Origin of the sequence: Streptomyces sp. NPDC060064 (assembly GCF_042736455.1) — a bacterium.
In the GTDB taxonomy this organism is placed as follows: domain Bacteria; phylum Actinomycetota; class Actinomycetes; order Streptomycetales; family Streptomycetaceae; genus Streptomyces.
Genome location: NZ_JBHWWF010000001.1, coordinates 40,766 through 58,330, shown reverse-complemented (window position 1 = coordinate 58,330; position 17,565 = coordinate 40,766). Strand labels below are relative to the sequence as shown.

Below are 17,565 nucleotides of genomic sequence, written 5' to 3'. Positions count from 1 at the left end.
TATGCGGCCGAAGGTACCGCGAACTGCGCGCTCAGCACTCCGCAGGAACCCGCGAGCTGTCGGAAGCGGACTACGAGTGGCCGAGATCCTCCGACTCGCCGTCCGGCTCCGAGGAGACCGAACCGCCTTCGCGGGCCGGACGCAGCGGGAACTCGTCCGTGCCCATCGAGTCGAAGACATGCGGCGCCGGCTGCGGCGGCTTCGGCATCACAGCCGCCTCGGAGTGCGCGCCGCAGCCGTACGACAGGGACACGACGCGCCCGTCCGCCGGTGAGAACTCGTTCGCGCAGATACCGAAGGCCTGCCGCAGGGAGCCCGCCAGCGGAACGAGGAAACCGCAGCTCGCACAGGACGCGGGGGCCGCCTGCGCCATGGGGGTCTGCGCGCCGAAGGACTCGTCCCAACGGTCCGCGGCGACGTGCAGCCCGTACCGGGACAGCACGCGGGCCCGGCGCATGCCGAGCTCCTCCGCGACCGACGCGATCGCACCGCGGCCATTGGCGACGCTCTCGTCGATGGGCCTGCGCTCGGTGAGTTCCGCGTCCTCCGCCTCGACCCGCTCGACCAGGTCGTGGGACGGCGGCACGGTCTCGGCGACCACGGAATTCGGCGGGGGCACGTCCTCGCCCGTGAAGCCGGGCTCCAGCCGCAGATCCTCCGCCTCGGTGGGCAGCAGATCGCCGGGGCCCAGGTCGCCGGGCCGCAGCCGCTCGCTCCACGGCACCCACTCGGGCGCGAGCAGCGAATCGGGGCCGGGGAGCAGGACGGTTTCGTCCAGCGTGACGATCTTGGCGCGGGAGGCCCGCGTGACGGTCACCGCCCATCGCCAGCCGCGGTATCCGGGTTCCTTGGCCTCGAAGAAGTGCGTGACTACACGGTCACCCTCCGAGACCAGGGATACATGCTCGCCGACCACCCCAGGGGCTGCGGCCTCTTCGGCCGCCGACCGGGCAAGGTCTACCGCCTCGGCGCACAGGCGGTCAGGGGTCCGGCTTCGCGTCGTCGCTGCACTCACAGGTCTCGCTTCTCTCCTACGCCGTCTCACGGGTGCGCCGGCCGATTCGCGAGGTACGGGCCGCAGGCGGAGCGGACCAGGGGGCCGCATCGACGTCCGCGCCCAGACCAACCCGTCTCGGGCACACCTATCGTCATCCATTCTGCGGGATGCCGAAGAGGCGCGCGGCCGAGAACTACCGCCGGTGGCGCGCTACGCACGCTACCCCCTCTGTCGCTCCCCGCCCACATGCCCGCCCCAACAAGGGGCGAACAACGGCGCATCGCGGTTCGCCTCGGCAGGGCTTGGGGCACTATGACGGGGTGGCAGCCGTGAGGTCGTCCGAAGGACCCGGTGCGCTCAGCAGAGCAGGCCGGGCGGTCGGCCGCGCCCTGCATCTGCCCTTCACCGGAACGGCGCGCGGCATCCGCAAGGCGACGCATGCGCACGGCGCGGGCGAGTCGGGGCTCGGGAAGCTGATCGAGCTGCACGCCGTGAACGGCGCGGGCGATGTCATGATCACCGTCGCGCTGGCGTCCACGGTCTTCTTCTCCGTACCGACGGACGAGGCACGCGGCCGTGTCGCGCTCTACCTCGCCATCACGATGGCGCCCTTCATCCTGCTGGCCCCCGTCATCGGGCCGCTTCTGGACCGCATCCCGCACGGGCGCCGAGCGGCGATGGCGGGCGCGATGCTCACCCGTGCGGTGCTGGCCGTGACCATGTCGGGCGCGGTGGCGACGGGCGGCCTCGAGCTGTATCCGGCGGCGCTGGGGGTGCTCGTCGCGTCGAAGGCGTACGGAGTGGTGCGCAGCGCGGTCGTGCCCCGGTTGCTGCCGCCGGGCTTCTCCCTGGTGAAGGCCAACTCCCGGGTGACGCTGGCGGGGCTGCTGGCGACGGGTGTCGCGGCACCGATCGGGGTGGGGCTGCAGAAGGTCGGGCCGCAGTGGCCGCTGTACGGGGCGTGCGCGCTCTTCCTGCTCGGGACGTACTGGGCGTTCACGATGCCGGCCAAGGTCGACTCGGCGAAGGGCGAGGGCAAGGCGCACATGCTCACCCACGGCGAGAAGAAGCCCAGTCTGCGTACGGTCGGACCCTCGGTACTGCACGGGCTGCAGGCGAACGCCGCCTTCCGCGGGCTCTCCGGCTTCCTGATCTTCTTCCTCGCGTTCCTGCTGCGCGAGCATCCGCTGCCCGGGCAGAGCGCGGCGGTGTCCCTCGGGATAGTGGGTGTGGCGGCCGGCGTCGGCAACGCGCTCGGCACGACGGTCGGAGCCTGGCTGAAGGCCCGCGGCCCGGAGATGATCATCGCCACGGTGCAGGCGGTGGTGCTGGCCGCGGCGATCGCCGCCGCGGTGTTCTTCGGCGCGGGCATGGTGGCGGTACTGGGCGCGACGGCGGGTCTGTGCCAGGCGCTGGCGAAGCTGTCCCTGGACGCGCTGATCCAGCGGGACGTCCCGGAACAGGTGCGCACGTCCGCGTTCGCCCGCTCGGAGACGCTGCTGCAGATGGCCTGGGTCGCGGGCGGCGCGATCGGCATCGCGCTGCCGCTGAACGGAACGCTGGGTATGTCGGTCGCGGCGGGAATCGTCGCGCTCGGCGCGCTGACGACGGTGAGGGGCCTCCTGGCCGCGGCCCGCCACGGCGGCATGCGACGTGCTCGGGTGGCCTGAGGCGCGGTGTGCGGGCACAGCGGTACGCGGGCACAGCGGTACGCGGGCACAGCGGTACGCGGGCACAGCGGTACGCGGGCACAGCGGTACGCGGGCACAGCGGTACGCGGGGCGACACGTACAGCACGGCACGCCGGGGCGACACGTACAGCGCCGCACGCCGCGGCGACACGTACAGCGCGGGACGCCAGGGCGACACGTACAGCGCGGCACGCCAGGGCGACACGTACAGCGCGGCACGCCAGGGCGACACGTACAGCGCGGCACGCCGGGGCGACGCGCCAGTGCCTTGGCCGCATGCGCTGCCGTTGGCGCGTCCTTCGGCCGCGCCGGCCTCAACCGCCGTACGGGCCTGATTCGAGGCCCGTACGGTCAACCCTCGCGGCACGCCGTACCCGGGCGTCGCGGGGCGCGGGGGGCCCGATAGCCTTCGGACCATGACCGTTGCGTTCTTCTCGGGCAAGCGCCGCCGGGCCGCTGCCGCTCTCGGTGCCGTCTCCGCCGGGCTCCTCGTACTCTCCGCCTGCGACAAGCCGACACCGCTCGCGACCGTGACGGTCGGGACGGACTCGGTGCACACCGAGGCGACCTGCTACAACGACGGCAAGGCCATCAAGGAGTCCTTGATCCAGAGCTGCCTGAACAAGAAGGCCGAGAAGGTCGTCAAGGTCGCGATGGACGACAAGGTCCGCTTCGGCGTCGACCCGGAGATCGCGGACCACGGCTGGACGCTGTTCATCGGCGGCCAGCAGGCCGAGCAGGAGCCGTACAAGAAGTCGTACCGGACCATTCCGGGCAACGCCTTCTTCGCCTCGCAGACCGGTGAGACCTCGAACAAGGCTCAGGTCAGCATCGTGGAGACGAACGGCAAGAAGCTCGTCGGCATCTGGCACTTCCAGCTCGAAAAGGACTCCTGACCCCAAGGACCGTGCCGTGCGCGTACTGGTGGTGACCGCGGTGGCGGCGGAGGCGGACTCCGTCGCCGCGGGGCTCACAGGTCCCGTACTCGACGCGCGGCAGCTGCCCGGCGGGTACACGCTGTCCCGCCACGGCACCGTGGACGTGCTCGCCGCCGGTGTCGGACCCGCCGCCGCCGCGGCCGCGACCGCCACCGCGCTCGCCCTCGACGCCTACGACCTGGTCGTCTCCGCGGGGATCGGCGGCGGATTCCAGCCCCACGCCCCCATCGGCGCGCTTGTCGTCGCCGACGCGATCGTCGCCGCCGATCTCGGCGCCGAGACCCCCGACGGCTATCTGCCCGTCGACGAACTCGGCTTCGGCCGCAGCATCCATCGTCCGCCGGCCGCACTGTCCCAGCAGACGGCGGACACGCTCGACGCCGTGTACGCGCCCGTCCTCACCGTCTCCACCGTGACCGGCACCGCCGCCCGCGCGGCCGAGCTGAGGAACCGTCACCCCCGTGCCGCCGCCGAGGCGATGGAGGGCTTCGGCGTCGCGGAGGCCGCCGCCGCCCACTCCGTGCCGGTCCTCGAAATCCGCGCGGTCTCCAACGTCGTCGGCCCGCGCGACCGGGCCACCTGGCGCATCGGCCAGGCACTGGACTCGCTGCGGTACGCCTTCCAGCTGCTCAACCCACTCCTCGAGGAGTCGCCGTGACCCTGCAGATCGCGTACTCGCCCTGCCCGAACGACACCTTCGTCTTCGACGCCCTGGCGCACCGCCGGGTGCCCGGCGCGCCCGCCCTCGATGTGACCTTCGCGGACATCGACATCACCAACGGCATGGCGGAGCGCGGTGAGTTCGACGTGCTGAAGGTCTCGTACGCCGTACTGCCGTGGGTCCTCGACGAGTACACGCTGCTGCCCTGCGGCGGCGCGCTCGGCCGCGGCTGCGGTCCGCTGGTGCTCACCAAGCAGCCCGGCACCGATCTCACCGGGAAGACCGTCGCCGTGCCGAGCGAGCGCTCGACCGCGTATCTGCTCTTCCGGCTGTGGGCCGCCGACATCGTCCCGGGCGGCGTCGGCGAGGTCGTCGTGATGCCGTTCCACGAGATCATGCCGGCCGTGCGCGACGGCAAGGTCGACGCCGGACTCGTGATCCACGAGGCGCGGTTCACCTACCAGAACTACGGACTGCACTGCCTCGCCGACATGGGCGAGCACTGGGAGTCGACGACCGGCCTGCCCATCCCGCTGGGCGCGATCATCGCCAAGCGGTCGCTGGGCGCCGAGACCCTGAAGCTGCTCGCCGACTCCATCCGCACCTCGGTACGGATGGCGTGGGACGACCCGGAGGCCTCGCGGCCGTACGTACTCGAGCACGCCCAGGAGATGGACCCGGCCGTGGCCGACCAGCACATCGGGCTCTACGTCAATGAGTTCACCGCCGACCTCGGCGCCGACGGGCACGCGGCGGTACGCGGACTGCTCACGCGCGCCGCGGCCGAGGGACTCGTACCGCCCCTCGGCCGCGATGCGCTCAGCTTCGTGTAGCCGCTGCGTACAGCCGACCGGGGCTGCCCTAGACGTCCAGCTGGTCGGCCACCGCCCGCAGCAGGCCCGCGATCTTGCCGCCGTGCACCTTGTCGGGGTACCGGCCGCGCTCCAGCATCGGCGTGATGTTCTCCAGCAGGGTCGTCAGGTCCTGCACGATGGACGCCAGCTCGTCGGGCTTGCGACGCTGGGCCGCTGCCACGGAGGGGGTCGGGTCGAGAACTGTCACCGAAAGTGCCTGGTCACCACGTTGTCCTGCCACGACGCCGAACTCGACGCGCTGGCCCGGCTTGAGCGCGTCGACCCCCGTGGGGAGCACCGACGAGTGAACGAAGACGTCGCCGCCGTCGTCGCGGGAGAGAAAGCCGAAGCCCTTCTCACTGTTGAACCATTTGACCTTGCCGGTAGGCACGTCTGTCCTCGTCCTCGTACTCGTTGGGTCGCTTGCGGCGCCTGAACCCGGGCACCGAAAACGGCTCTGGATAGCACTACAGCGGGTCGTCTGACCCGCCACCCCCAAGGCTAATGGTCCAGGGGCTGGTGACAAGACGTCGCCGAACGGTTCCTCCGCGCAAGGAACTACCCTGGCCGAATGACTGCTACTCCTCCCGCACCCGGTGACGGGCTGGTGCGTGTCGGCGCGATCGTTTTCATCGTCGGCGCTGTGGCCACTCTGGTCACCCTGGCCCCGCTGTTCCTGGGGACCGAGCCCTTTCCTTCGATCGCGTACGCGGTCTGCATGCTGATGGGCGTGGGGTTCCTGATCGCCGCGGCGGGTGTACTGCGCTCGATCGCCGCGCAGCGCCGACAGGCCAAATCCGCGCTCTAGTTCCGGCTGATTCCGGCCGGTCCGGGCTGGTTCCAGCTGGTTCCGGCTGGTTCCGGCTGGTTCCGGCTGTAGCCGCGCAGCCAGTCCGGGAACGCCGTCAGATCGTCCAGGATCACGTCCGCGCCGGCCTCACGCAGTTCCGCCGCGTCGCACGGGCCGGTCGGCACGGCGACCGCGAGTGCCTCGGCCGTGTGCGCGCCGCGTACGTCCCCGGTGTGGTCGCCGACGTACACGCTCGCGCCGTGCTCACGCAGCGCCTCCGCCTTGGCCTCCGCCCACAGCCAGCCGATGACCTCGTCCGGGGCGATGCCCAGGTGGGCGAGGTGGAGTTTGGCGTTCGGCTCATGCTTTGCGGTGACCACGATGGCGCGGCCGCCGAGCCCCTGGACGGCGGCGACGGCCTCGCGGGCGCCGGGCAGGGCGAGGGTCGGCTCGATCGCGTACGTGGGGTAGATCTCGCGGTAGCGGTCGCCCATCTCCTGTATCTGCTCGTCCGGGAACCAGTGCGCCAGCTCCAGTTCGAGGGGCGGCCCGAGCCGGGTGACGGCCAGGTCGGCGTCGATCCGCACCCCGGTCTCGGCCGAGAGCGCCAGGTACGCGGCGTGGATGCCGGGCCGGGAGTCGATCAGCGTCATATCGAGGTCGAAGCCGACCGTCAGCGGATGCGTAGCCATAGGGGCCATTGTGCCCATCCGGCCGCGGGGGCCCGATGCCGAGACCTGGTCAGGCCTTACCGGCCCCGGGCCGGCTCGCCCGGGAGCAGATACGCACACGGTGAAGGCGGCCGTGGGCGGTATCCGGGTCCCCGACGCGCCCAAGCGCTTCACCGTTCTGAGTCACCGCCTCCGCGCCCGCCACACCAGGAAGAGGGCGGAGGCGACGGCCGCCCCCTTCACCACCCACGGCCAGGTCCCGGTGAGCGCGTCGCGCATCCCGTTCTCCGGGATCGGTTCGCCCCAGCGGCCGTTCATCCGGCCCCACAGCCAGACCAGCCCGCCCACCGCGACCGCTCCCGGCAGGCCTGCCACCGCCCATTTCGCCTCGGCGCGGGACAGCCTGCGCGAGGCGTACGCGAGGAGCCAGCCGCCGCCGAGCGCAAGCCAGGAGCCGAGGACGGCGCCCGCGACGAGGAGCGCGGCGGCGAGCAGCAGGAAAGGGTTGGCGAGGCCCGTCCGTACGGACTGCGGCCCGGCACCCGCGGTACGGCGGCGGAGCCGCGGACGCCACCGGCGCGGTTCGGCCTCCGCCTCCACCGCGTCGTCGCCCTCGGCCTCCTCCTCGTACTCCTCCGGGTATCCCTTCTCGGCCTGCTCTGTGCCCCGCGCTGCCAACTCCTCCTCGGACGGCGGGGGTTTCAGTATTTCGGGGATCTCCACACCGCCGACGAACCCGGCGACGCTCTCGCCCGCGCCGAACGGCCCCGGATCGATCCGCCACCAGTCGGGCTCGCTGCCGGACGGGCCGAGCTCGTCCATCCCGGCGAGATGGGGCGGCGAAGCGCCGTACGTCATGGGCGGCCCGTCCGCGGCGCCGTGTCCCGGTACCGATCCGGATCCCTGTGCCCGTCCCGCCTCCGACGCCGACTTGCGCGGTCGCGGGATCCGGAGCCGTACCCGCCGCTGCGGTACATCGGTCTGCGGTACGTCGGTCTGCGGCCCGGCCGGCCGTGGCTTCGGCACCGAACCGCCGCCGTCCTCCGACGCGGCCGCGACCACCTCGTCCGGCGTACCGAGCCGGCCGAGGATACGGCGGACGGCGGACGGGCTGTCGCCGCCGAACCCGGCCCGCTGCCGGTCGATCTCGCTGCGCAGCGTCGACACCAGCCGCATCCGGGTGCCGGACGGCAGCTGGTACTGCTGCGCCAGGTCGCCGACCCGGCTCAGATAGTCGTAGACGAGCTGGTCGCTCTCGATCCCCACCGGCGTTCCCCTGACGTTCCCTGCCGGGCCGCCCTGTCTCCCGGGCCCGCCCTGTCCCCGACGGTAGCGCTCCAGGCACTACCGTGGGGCGGATGGGGACCATGCCCGAAGGAAGCAGTCCGAGCAGTCCAAGCAGCCCGCGCACGCTCGCCGAAGCCCTGCGCACCCGCGGCGACGAGGAGCTCGCCGTACTGCTGCGCGCCCGCCCCGATCTGCTGAACCCCGTGCCGAACGACCTGACGCAGCTCGCCACCCGGGCCGGCACCCGCGCCTCCGTCGTACGCGCCCTGGAACGTCTCGACCGGTTCACGCTGCAGACCGCCGAGGCGCTGGCCGTGGCCCCCGACCCCGCCCCGTACGACACCCTGCTGGCGCTGCTGACCGGCTACGAGGGCGACGCGACGATCGAGGCGGCCCTGCCGCACGCCGTCGGCGTGCTGCGCGCGCAGGCCCTGGTCTGGGGCGGCGACGACCGGCTGCGGCTGGTGCGCACCGCGCGCGAACTCCTCGCCCCGTCCCCCACCCGTCCCTCTCCGACCGGCCTGGGGCCGACCGTCGCCGAGGCCACCGCCGGTATGTCGCCGACCCGGCTGCAGGAGATCCTGGCGGCCGCCGGGCTGCCGTCGTCGCACGACCCGGTCTCCGCGGTCGCCGCGCTCACCTCGCTGTTCACGGACCGAACGCGGATGGAGTCGCTGCTGGACACCGCACCGCCCGATGCGCTGACGGTCCTCGACCGGCTGGTCTGGGGCCCTCCGTACGGAGAGGTGACGGCCAACCCCACGCCACCGGTGCGGTGGCTGCGCGACCGTGGGCTGCTGCTGCCCGCGTCACCGCGCACGGTCGTGCTGCCGCGCGAGGCAGCGCTGCATCTGCGGGCCGGCCGCGCGCATCGCGCGCCGGAGCCGGTGCCGCCGGCGGTCACGCCGGCCGCGACCGCGTCGATCACCGCGGGCCGTCCACAGGTTGTGGACAGTACGGCGGCGGGCCAGGCGTACACCGCGCTCTCGACGGTCGAGGACCTGCTGAAGGACTGGCACGAGGGCGGCCCTGCGGTGCTCAGATCCGGCGGTCTGTCGGTACGTGACCTCAAGCGCGCGGCCACCGCACTGGACACCACCGAGCAGATGGCCGCGTTCTGGCTCGAACTCGCTTACGCGGCAGGCCTGTTGGCGTCCGACGGCGAGGCGGACGAGCGGTACGCGCCGACGCCCGCGTACGACGAGTGGCTGACCCTCCCCTCGGCGGAACGGTGGGCGCCCCTCGCCGGCGCCTGGCTCAGGGCGACCCGCACACCGGGCCTGGTCGGCAGCCAGGACGCCAAGGGCCGTACGCTCTCCGCCCTCGGCCCGGACCTGGACCGCTCGGCGGCACTGGAGGTCCGCCGCCGGGTCCTCGAGCTCCTGGCCGCACTCCCGACGGGCACGGCACCCGACCCGGAGACGGTGCTGGCCCGGCTGCGCTGGGAACGCCCGCTGCGGGGCGGCGGCGCGGCGGGCCCGGACACGAACGCGGCCCGGAACGCGGCGGGCGGCCCGGCGGACCTGCGCTCACGGATCGCGGCGTGGACGCTGATGGAGGCGGAGGTGCTGGGCGTCACGGGCCGCGGGGCGCTGTCGACGCACGGACGGGCGCTGCTGGGCGGCACGGGCCCGACGGGGGCGCGTGACGGCGCTCGGACGCCGACGGACGCCGCAGCGGAGACCGGCTCAGGCGCGGGTTCCGGAGCGGAGACCGGCTCAGGCGCGGGTTCCGGAGCGGAGACCGGCTCAGGCGCGGGTTCCGCAGCGGAGACCGGCTCAGGCGCAGCCGCCGGACCCGCCCCGCACGGCGCGGTCACACCCGGCTTCACCGGCGAGCCCGACGCGCACGCCGCCGCCCGCGCCCTCGCGCCGCTCCTCCCCGCGCCGCTCGATCACGTCCTTCTGCAGGCCGACCTCACCGCCGTCGCCCCCGGGCCCCTCGATCGGCCGCTCGCCGAGACCCTCTCCGTGCTCGCCGACGTCGAGTCCAAGGGCGGCGCGACCGTCTACCGCTTCACGCCCGGCTCCGTACGCCGCGCACTCGACGCCGGGCGGTCCGCCTCCGAACTGCACACCTTCCTCGCCACGCACTCCCGCACCCCGGTGCCGCAGCCGCTCAGCTACCTCATCGACGACGTGGCCCGCCGCCACGGCCATCTACGGATCGGCGCCGCCTCCGCCTACGTACGCTGCGACGACGACGCGCTGCTCGGCGAGATCCTCGCCGACAAGCGGTCCCAGGGCCTGCGGCTGCGCCGGCTCGCCCCCACCGTGCTGGCGGCCCAGGCCGATCCCGCGACGCTCCTCGAAGGGCTGCGCACCATGGGTTACGCGCCGGCCGCCGAGTCCGCGGAGGGCGATGTGTTGATCACCCGCGCCCACGCCCGCCGCACCCCGCCCCGCACCCCGCCCGTCCCGGTCCCGGACGGACCGCCCCTGCCCGACGGCATACTGCTCGGCGCCGCGGTGAAGGCGATCAGGGCGGGCGACCTCGCGGCCACCGTCGTACGCAAGCCCGTCCCGGAACCTGCGAGGAACGGCGAGCTCCCCCGTACGACCTCCGCCGAGACTCTCGCCACCGTGCAGGCCGCGGCGCTGACCGGCTCCGCCCTCTGGATCGGCTACGTCAACGCGGACGGCGCGGCGAGCCAGCGCGTCATCGCACCCGTACGCGTCGAGGGCGGCTTCGTCACGGCGTACGACCACACCGCGGACGAGGTCCGTACGTACCCGCTGCACCGCATCACCGGCGTCGCCGAACTCGCGGACGACCCCACCTGAAGGGCTTCACGCGCTCGACAGGCTTCACGCGCTTGGCAGACTTCACGCGCCTGCGGGGCTTCACGCGCCTGACGGGCCTGGCAGGCCTCTTCGCTGTCGCATGCGCGAACCTGCGCCCCAGCAGCAGATAGCCCAGCAGCGCACCCGTCGTGTTGAGGATGACGTCGTCCACGTCGAAGGCCCGCCCCTCCACCAACGCGCCCTGTGCCAGCTCGACCAGCGCCATCACCAGCACGGTGAGCGCGATCACCCGCACCATGCGCATCGAGCGCGGTACGAAGACGGGCAGCAGCACACCGAAGGGCACACCCAGCAGCAGATTGCCGCCGACCTGCTTGCACGCGGCCAGGAAGGTGTAGTCCTCGGCGTACTGGCGCAGCGACGAGCCGGGGCGGAGATTGGCCGTGGCGATGTCCGCGGAGGCGTGCGAAGGGGCGAGGGTCAGCCTGGCCAGTACGGCCGAGAAGGCCACCAGCGCCAGAAAGGCCACCACCACGGCGCATACGCGCAATGCTGTTCTGCCCCACGATGTACGGGGCTGTGCTCCCGTTGTCATGGAACTGCGGGTACCCCCGCCGCCTCTGGTCAGGCCCGGACGTTGCCGATCTTCGAGTGGAGGGACGCGAGACGGACGCGAAGGGGCAGGCCGGCGGCATCCGGCTGCTCATCCACTCCGGTCCGGGTGCTCAGTACGGCACACTGGAGGTTTGGCCATACCGAAAGGGCGCAGGTGTGAACGGACCCCTCATCGTCCAGAGCGACAAAACTCTCCTCCTCGAGGTGGACCACGAGCAGGCGGACGCCTGCCGTCGCGCCATCGCGCCCTTCGCGGAACTGGAGCGTGCCCCCGAGCACATCCACACCTACCGGGTCACCCCGCTCGGCCTGTGGAACGCCCGCGCCGCCGGGCACGACGCCGAGCAGGTCGTCGACGCGCTCGTGGCGTACTCCCGCTACCCCGTCCCGCACGCCCTCCTCGTCGATGTCGCCGAGACGATGGCCCGCTACGGCCGGCTCACGCTCTCCAAGCACCCCGTCCACGGGCTTGTGCTGACCACCACCGACCGCCCGGTGCTCGAGGAGATCCTGCGGTCCAGGAAGGTCCAGCCGCTGGTCGGGGCCCGGATCGACCCGGACACGGTCGCCGTCCACCCCTCCGAGCGCGGCCAGATCAAGCAGACGCTGCTGAAGCTGGGCTGGCCGGCCGAGGACCTCGCCGGTTACGTCGACGGCGAGGCGCACCGTATCGATCTGGACGAGACGGGCTGGGGGCTGCGCCCGTACCAGAAGCAGGCCGTCGAGGGCTTCTGGCACGGCGGCTCGGGTGTCGTCGTACTGCCCTGCGGCGCCGGAAAGACGCTGGTCGGAGCCGGTGCGATGGCGCAGGCGAAGGCGACGACGCTGATCCTGGTGACGAACACCGTCTCCGCGCGGCAGTGGAAGCACGAACTGGTGAAGCGCACCTCGCTGACCGAGGACGAGATCGGCGAGTACAGCGGTACGCGGAAGGAGATCCGCCCCGTCACCATCGCCACGTACCAGGTGCTGACGACGAAGCGGAAGGGGATCTATCCCCATCTGGAGCTCTTCGACTCCCGCGACTGGGGCCTGGTCATCTACGACGAGGTGCATCTGCTGCCCGCGCCGGTCTTCAAGTTCACGGCGGATCTGCAGGCCAGGCGCCGACTCGGGCTGACCGCGACGCTCGTACGCGAGGACGGCCGCGAGTCGGACGTCTTCTCGCTCATCGGGCCGAAGCGTTTCGACGCGCCCTGGAAGGAGATCGAGGCGCAGGGCTATATCGCGCCCGCGGACTGTGTGGAGGTACGGGTCAATCTCACCGACTCCGAGCGGCTCGCGTACGCGACCGCCGAGACGGAGGAGAAGTACCGTTACTGCGCGACGACCGAGACCAAGCGCAAGGTGACGGAAGCGCTGGTGCGGAGGTTCGAGGGCCAGCAGATCCTCGTCATCGGCCAGTACATCGACCAGCTCGACGAGCTGGGCGAGCACCTGAACGCGCCGGTCATCAAGGGCGAGACGTCGAACGCGCAGCGCGAGAAGCTCTTTGACGCCTTCCGCCAGGGCGAGATCTCGGTGCTCGTCGTCTCGAAGGTCGCGAACTTCTCGATCGACCTGCCGGAGGCGACGGTCGCGATCCAGGTATCGGGCACCTTCGGCTCCCGCCAGGAGGAGGCGCAGCGGCTGGGACGTGTGCTGCGGCCGAAGGCGGACGGTCACCAGGCCCACTTCTACTCGGTGGTCGCGCGGGACACGATCGACCAGGACTTCGCGGCGCACCGCCAGCGGTTCCTGGCGGAACAGGGGTACGCGTACCGGATCGTGGATGCGGACGAGCTGCTGGCGAGCGACTGAAGGGTGTTTGACCTGGGGCCCTAGCCCGTCGGGAGGTTCGCGAGGATGGCGATCGTCATCAGCCCGCTGCCTCCGGAGGCCACTGCCAGCCAGCCGCGCGCCGCCCGGAAACGGGGGCGCGCGGGCAGGCCCCATGTCACCAGCAGCATGGCCACCGCGGCGAGCCAGAAGACGGGTGCGGCGACGAGCGACTGGTTGAGCGCGTCCGAGCAGTGGTCGGGGCCGCAACTGTCGGTGGCCATCGGCGAGAGCCCGACGAAGAACATGTCGATCATCAGCAGTGGGACGAGGAGGACGCCCGCGACGATCCGCACCACGACGGCCTTGCCGTCGTGTGTGCGCGGGTCGCGCGCCTGCGGCAGAGCGCCGGGGAGCCGGCGAGCGGGGGTCGTCCTGGTGCGGTTCGTCATGGACGACAGTCAACCTCCGGGCGTCCGGTCGGCACCTCCGGCGGCGTACTCAGATCGTCCGTGCGCAGGTACTCACCACGGGGCCCGGGGAGTGCGAGGGCGGACGCGGTCCGCCCTCCCGCGTACGCCAGCAGCGCGATCCCCAGCAGCGGGTAGGGCGATGCCAACGACTGCTGCCACCAGGGGAGTCGGAGGGCCGGCTCGCCGTGGTGCGGGACCAGCCAGAGCGTACGGGCCATGAAGACCGCGGCCACGGCGGCTGCCGTACGGGTCCGCCCCTCGGCGATCAGGACCGCCAGCAGCGGTACGCACCACACCCAGTGGTGCGACCAGCTGATCGGCGAGACGAGCAGCGCGGTGTACGCGACGGTCAGCACGCCCCAGCGCTCCGGCACCCGGCGGGCGATCCACAGGCCCGCCACACCGGTCACCACTGCCGCGAGCAGCCATACCGTGCCCGGGTCCGGCGTGTGCAGCACCCGCGCGAAGAGCCCTTGCAGCGACTGGTTTTCGGTGGCCCAGGCCTTGCCCGCCCGGCCGGTCCCGAAGATGCGCCGGGTCCAGAATTCGGCGCTGGCGTGCGGGAGTACGAGTGCGCCCAGCAGCACCGTGGCGGTGAAGGAGGCGAGCGCGGTGAGCCCGGCCCGTACCCGGCCGGTGATCAGGAGATGGACGATGAACACGGCGGGCGTGAGCTTCACTCCGGCCGCGACGCCGAGCGCGAAGCCCTTGCCGATGGCTTCCTCGTCCCGCGACAGGTCCCACAGCACCAGGCAGACGAGTGCGAGGTTGATCTGCCCGAAGAGGAGGGTCTGGAAGACCGGTTCGAGCCAGAGGCCGGCGGCGATCGCGGCGATGACCAGCGGGGGCCGCGCCGGGAGCCCGGCGAACCGGCAGGAGAGGCGCACGAGTAGAGCGAGCAGAGCGGCGTTCCCGACGACGAAGACCACCTTGAGCGCCGGAACGGGCAGCCAGGTGGTCGGTACGAAGAGGATCGCGGCGAAGGGCGGACAGGTGGCGGGAAGTCGCCAATCGGTGACCGTGAGTCCGTAGAGATCGATGCCGTTCGCGACGGCCGCCCCCTCGGCTCTGTACACGAGGGTGTCGGCCACGGGGATGCGCTGGGCGACGCAGAGCGCGGCGAGCGCGGTGAGGGAGAGTGCGAGGGCGACGACGGTTACTGCGGTGAGTAAACGAGGGGTCACGTTCCGGTACTTCACGGCCGCGACCCTACTAGTGGCTCGGCTGAAGACGGTCGAGCAGGTCGAGCAGGTCGCGTGGGGCGACCGGTTCGAGCAGGTGGTCGGCTCCTCAGCGGCGGCGGACTCCGGCCTCCTCGGCGTACTCACCGAGGACCGCGACGCTGAAGACGGCCTCGGCGAAGACCTTTACCGCGCGGAGTGCGTTGCCGACACGGTGCGGGGAGTGGGGGGCGGCACCGGTGGCGGTGGCGCCGCGATGGGGGTGGGGTACGTGGCCGCCTGGGGTGAAGGTTGCTGTGCTCATGTCTCCATGATGGTTCCAGGGCCCGCTCGGCGCATCGATCTGCGGACTGACCCGTGAGGACGCCCGCGTACGACTCCAGACATAGGTCATCCCCTACGGGGAGGACGGCCGCGGCTCTCCGCGTGAAAAACCGTTCGCCCGCGATCCGCGCTCTGACTACAATCGCCCGTCTTGCCCGCCTCCCCCTGGGGAGCGCCGCCGCCCGGACGGAAACCGGCCGGTCCGCCCTGCCGTGATCCCTGCCGTGATCCATGCCGGGGTCCCTGCCGTGATCCCGACCCACGCCGTATCCGCCGGAGGCAACCCGTGCCCGCGCACATCCCTGAACCCACCGAGCCCAGCTCCGCCGAGCCCGGCTCCCTCGACCCCGACTCCGTCGATCCGCTGGGACGCGAACGGGCCCATCTCGCCGACTCGCGTGCCGCGCTCCGCGCGATGCGCGAGGACGTCCAGGCACTCGACATCCGCGATGTCACCGCGAACTGGGTCAACGCCGCCGTGCTGGGGGCCCAGATCGAGGAGCGCATCAAGGCGCTCGCCGATCTCTCCCACACGCCGCTCTTCTTCGGCCGGCTGGACTATCTGCATGTGGTCGGCGCGGAACAGGCGGAGGGCGCGTCGGGAGAGCGCTTCTACATCGGCCGCCGCCATGTCCACGACGCGGACGGCGAACCGATGGTCATCGACTGGCGCGCGCCGGTCTCGCAGCCGTTCTACCGGGCGTCGAAGAAGGACCCGCTGGACGTCGGCCTGCGGCGGCGCTTCGGCTACACGGGCGGCGACCTGACGGCGTACGAGGACGAGCATCTGACCGACCCGGCCACCGATACGTTCTCCGGCTCCGCCGGGGGGTCGCGGACGAGCAAACTGCTCCAGGCCGAGATCGAGCGCCCGCGCGTCGGCCCGATGCGGGACATCGTCGCCACGATCCAGCCGGAGCAGGACGAGATCGTACGGTCCGGGCTCGGCGGCACCGTGTGTGTCCAGGGCGGTCCGGGCACCGGAAAGACCGCGGTGGGCCTGCACCGGGTCGCGTATCTGCTGTACGCGCACCGTGAGCGGCTTGCCCGGACCGGGACGCTGGTGATCGGGCCGAACCGTTCCTTCCTCCACTACATCGAGCAAGTGCTGCCCGCGCTCGGCGAGTTGGAGGTCAAGCAGGCGACGGTCGACGACCTGGTGGTGGCGCCGCTGCTGCAAAGAGACAGTGAGGTACGCGGCACGGATGCGGCGGACGCGGCGGTCATCAAGGGCGATGCCCGGATGGCGGAGGTGCTGCGCCGGGCGGTCCGCGCCCATGTGACGATGCCGACCGAGCCGCTGATGGTGGTGCGCGGCTCGCGGCGGTGGCGGGTACCCGCGTACGAAATCGAGGAGATCGTACGGGAGTTGCTCGACCGCGACATCCGCTACGGCGCGGCGCGCGAGGCTCTTCCGCAGCGGATCGCGCATGCGGTGCTGGTCCGTATGGAGCAGGCGGGCGAGGCGCCGGACGACCGGGTGCAGGACGCGGTGGCGCGCAATCCCGCGGTGAAGGCAGCGGTGAAGGCGGTATGGCCGCCGGTGGACCCGGCGAAGCTGGTGCTGCGGCTGCTGTCGGACGCGGAGTTTCTGGCGGAGCACGCGGAGGGGCTGCTGAGTGCGGACGAACAGAAGACGGTGCTGTGGGCGAAGCCGGCACGTAGCGTGCGGGCCGCCATGTGGTCTTCCGCGGACGCGGTGTTGATCGACGAGGCGAACGATCTGGTGCAGCGCACGCACTCGCTCGGCCATGTCGTGCTGGACGAGGCGCAGGACCTGTCCCCTATGCAGTACCGCGCGGTGGGCCGGCGCTGCACGACGGGCTCGGCGACGGTACTCGGCGATCTGGCGCAGGGCACCACGCCCTGGGCAACGGCGAGTTGGGCCGACGCCCTCGTGCATCTGGGCAAGGCGGACGCGGTGGTGGAGGAGCTGACGGCCGGTTTCCGCGTGCCGCGCGAGGTGATCGCGTACGCCTCGCGACTGCTGCCGCACATGTCGCCGGGCCTGGCGGAGGTCCGGTCGGTCCGCGAGTCGCCGGGCTCGCTGGAGGTACGGGAGGTGGCGGACGTCGCCGGTCTGGACACGGCGGTGGTGACCGCCTGTACCGAGTCGCTGCGCCACGAGGGGTCGATCGGCCTGATCGCCGCGGATGCCCGGATCCCGGCGCTGGCCGAGGCCCTGACGGCGGCCGGCCACGCATTTCTCTCGCCCGGCGAGGAGACGACCGCCGAGTCCCGCCTCACCTTGGTCCCGGCGTCGCTCGCCAAGGGCCTGGAGTACGACTACGTAGTACTGGACGAGCCCGCCGCGGTCGTCGACGGCGAGCCCGACGAACGGACCGGCCTGCGTCGGCTCTATGTGGCCCTGACCCGGGCCGTATCAGGACTGACCGTCCTGCACGCCGCCCCGCTGCCCGGTCAACTCGGCGGTCAGTAGCGCGACTCGCCATAGGTAGCCGCGAGTGTCGGGGGGGGGGGGGGGGGGGGGCCCCCCGGCCCCCCCCCCCCCCCCCCCCCCCCCCAAAACCAAACACGCCCCCCCCGCGGCCCCCCGCCCGCGCGCCGCCCCCGAGTAGGA

The 17,565-nt window shown here is 72.2% G+C and carries 17 protein-coding genes; 9 read left to right on the top strand and 8 right to left on the bottom strand.

Annotated elements, in window-relative coordinates; translation table 11 throughout:
* Window positions 1-70: 70 nt before the first annotated feature.
* On the bottom strand, window positions 71-1,015 hold the full coding sequence (locus tag ACFWDI_RS00315) for a DUF3027 domain-containing protein (RefSeq protein WP_385300429.1): 945 nt from the start codon (window positions 1,013-1,015) through the stop codon (window positions 71-73).
* A gap of 302 nt (window positions 1,016-1,317) precedes the next feature.
* On the opposite strand from ACFWDI_RS00315, the gene ACFWDI_RS00310 reads away from it, so the two are divergent.
* The 5 genes from ACFWDI_RS00310 to ACFWDI_RS00290 all read left to right on the top strand — a co-directional run bounded on the left by ACFWDI_RS00310 (window position 1,318) and on the right by ACFWDI_RS00290 (window position 5,120).
* Window positions 1,318-2,667 (top strand): MFS transporter, encoded by a 1,350-nt coding sequence (locus tag ACFWDI_RS00310; RefSeq protein WP_385300428.1) that lies wholly within the window; start codon window positions 1,318-1,320, stop codon window positions 2,665-2,667.
* 8 nt (window positions 2,668-2,675) lie between these two features.
* Window positions 2,676-3,023 carry a hypothetical protein gene (locus ACFWDI_RS00305; protein ID WP_385300427.1) on the top strand — a complete coding sequence of 116 codons (348 nt, stop codon included), beginning with the start codon at window positions 2,676-2,678 and terminating at the stop codon, window positions 3,021-3,023.
* An 81-nt stretch (window positions 3,024-3,104) separates the two neighbouring features.
* Window positions 3,105-3,584 (top strand): DUF2771 domain-containing protein, encoded by a 480-nt coding sequence (locus tag ACFWDI_RS00300; RefSeq protein ID WP_327324407.1) that lies wholly within the window; start codon window positions 3,105-3,107, stop codon window positions 3,582-3,584.
* 16 nt (window positions 3,585-3,600) lie between these two features.
* The gene (locus tag ACFWDI_RS00295) at window positions 3,601-4,284 is read left to right on the top strand and encodes a futalosine hydrolase (protein ID WP_385300426.1); all 684 of its coding nucleotides are present in this window, start codon (window positions 3,601-3,603) and stop codon (window positions 4,282-4,284) included.
* Entirely contained in the window at window positions 4,281-5,120 is an 840-nt protein-coding gene (locus tag ACFWDI_RS00290) for a 1,4-dihydroxy-6-naphthoate synthase (RefSeq protein ID WP_385300425.1), read from the top strand. Before ACFWDI_RS00295 ends, ACFWDI_RS00290 begins: the two co-directional genes overlap by 4 nt.
* 28 nt (window positions 5,121-5,148) lie before the next feature.
* Here the strand turns inward: ACFWDI_RS00290 and ACFWDI_RS00285 are convergent, their stop codons facing one another.
* A complete protein-coding gene (locus ACFWDI_RS00285; protein ID WP_327324410.1) occupies window positions 5,149-5,532 on the bottom strand; it encodes a cold-shock protein in 384 nt (127 codons plus the stop codon).
* Window positions 5,533-5,712: 180 nt separating this feature from the next.
* Here ACFWDI_RS00285 and ACFWDI_RS00280 point away from each other — a divergent pair, with 180 nt between their 5' ends.
* Window positions 5,713-5,949: a hypothetical protein gene (locus ACFWDI_RS00280; protein ID WP_362681788.1), complete on the top strand. Its 237-nt coding sequence runs from the start codon at window positions 5,713-5,715 to the stop codon at window positions 5,947-5,949.
* Here the strand turns inward: ACFWDI_RS00280 and ACFWDI_RS00275 are convergent.
* Window positions 5,946-6,632 carry an HAD family hydrolase gene (locus tag ACFWDI_RS00275; protein ID WP_385300424.1) on the bottom strand — a complete coding sequence of 229 codons (687 nt, stop codon included), beginning with the start codon at window positions 6,630-6,632 and terminating at the stop codon, window positions 5,946-5,948. The genes ACFWDI_RS00280 and ACFWDI_RS00275 overlap by 4 nt on opposite strands.
* A gap of 153 nt (window positions 6,633-6,785) precedes the next feature.
* Window positions 6,786-7,868 (bottom strand): hypothetical protein, encoded by a 1,083-nt coding sequence (locus ACFWDI_RS00270; protein ID WP_385300423.1) that lies wholly within the window; start codon window positions 7,866-7,868, stop codon window positions 6,786-6,788.
* Window positions 7,869-7,960: 92 nt separating this feature from the next.
* Here ACFWDI_RS00270 and ACFWDI_RS00265 point away from each other — a divergent pair, with 92 nt between their 5' ends.
* Complete coding sequence (locus ACFWDI_RS00265) at window positions 7,961-10,672, top strand: helicase-associated domain-containing protein (RefSeq protein WP_385300422.1); 2,712 nt, start codon at window positions 7,961-7,963, stop codon at window positions 10,670-10,672.
* Here the strand turns inward: ACFWDI_RS00265 and ACFWDI_RS00260 are convergent.
* On the bottom strand, window positions 10,635-11,228 hold the full coding sequence (locus ACFWDI_RS00260; RefSeq protein WP_385300421.1) for a VanZ family protein: 594 nt from the start codon (window positions 11,226-11,228) through the stop codon (window positions 10,635-10,637). The genes ACFWDI_RS00265 and ACFWDI_RS00260 overlap by 38 nt on opposite strands.
* Window positions 11,229-11,404: 176 nt before the next feature.
* Between ACFWDI_RS00260 and ACFWDI_RS00255 the strand changes: the two genes are divergently transcribed.
* The gene (locus ACFWDI_RS00255; protein WP_385300420.1) at window positions 11,405-13,048 is read left to right on the top strand and encodes a DNA repair helicase XPB; all 1,644 of its coding nucleotides are present in this window, start codon (window positions 11,405-11,407) and stop codon (window positions 13,046-13,048) included.
* A gap of 20 nt (window positions 13,049-13,068) precedes the next feature.
* Here ACFWDI_RS00255 and ACFWDI_RS00250 read toward each other — a convergent pair whose 3' ends face one another.
* From ACFWDI_RS00250 to ACFWDI_RS00240, 3 genes are all read right to left on the bottom strand, one after another.
* Window positions 13,069-13,458, bottom strand: a complete 390-nt coding sequence (locus tag ACFWDI_RS00250; RefSeq protein ID WP_385300419.1) for a hypothetical protein — start codon at window positions 13,456-13,458, stop codon at window positions 13,069-13,071.
* Window positions 13,455-14,678 (bottom strand): glycosyltransferase 87 family protein, encoded by a 1,224-nt coding sequence (locus tag ACFWDI_RS00245; RefSeq protein ID WP_385300418.1) that lies wholly within the window; start codon window positions 14,676-14,678, stop codon window positions 13,455-13,457. Before ACFWDI_RS00245 ends, ACFWDI_RS00250 begins: the two co-directional genes overlap by 4 nt.
* Before the next feature lie 91 nt (window positions 14,679-14,769).
* Window positions 14,770-14,964, bottom strand: a complete 195-nt coding sequence (locus ACFWDI_RS00240; RefSeq protein ID WP_385300417.1) for a hypothetical protein — start codon at window positions 14,962-14,964, stop codon at window positions 14,770-14,772.
* Window positions 14,965-15,270: 306 nt separating this feature from the next.
* Between ACFWDI_RS00240 and ACFWDI_RS00235 the strand changes: the two genes are divergently transcribed.
* Complete coding sequence (locus ACFWDI_RS00235) at window positions 15,271-17,424, top strand: HelD family protein (protein ID WP_385300416.1); 2,154 nt, start codon at window positions 15,271-15,273, stop codon at window positions 17,422-17,424.
* The last annotated feature ends 141 nt before the right edge of the window (window positions 17,425-17,565 follow it).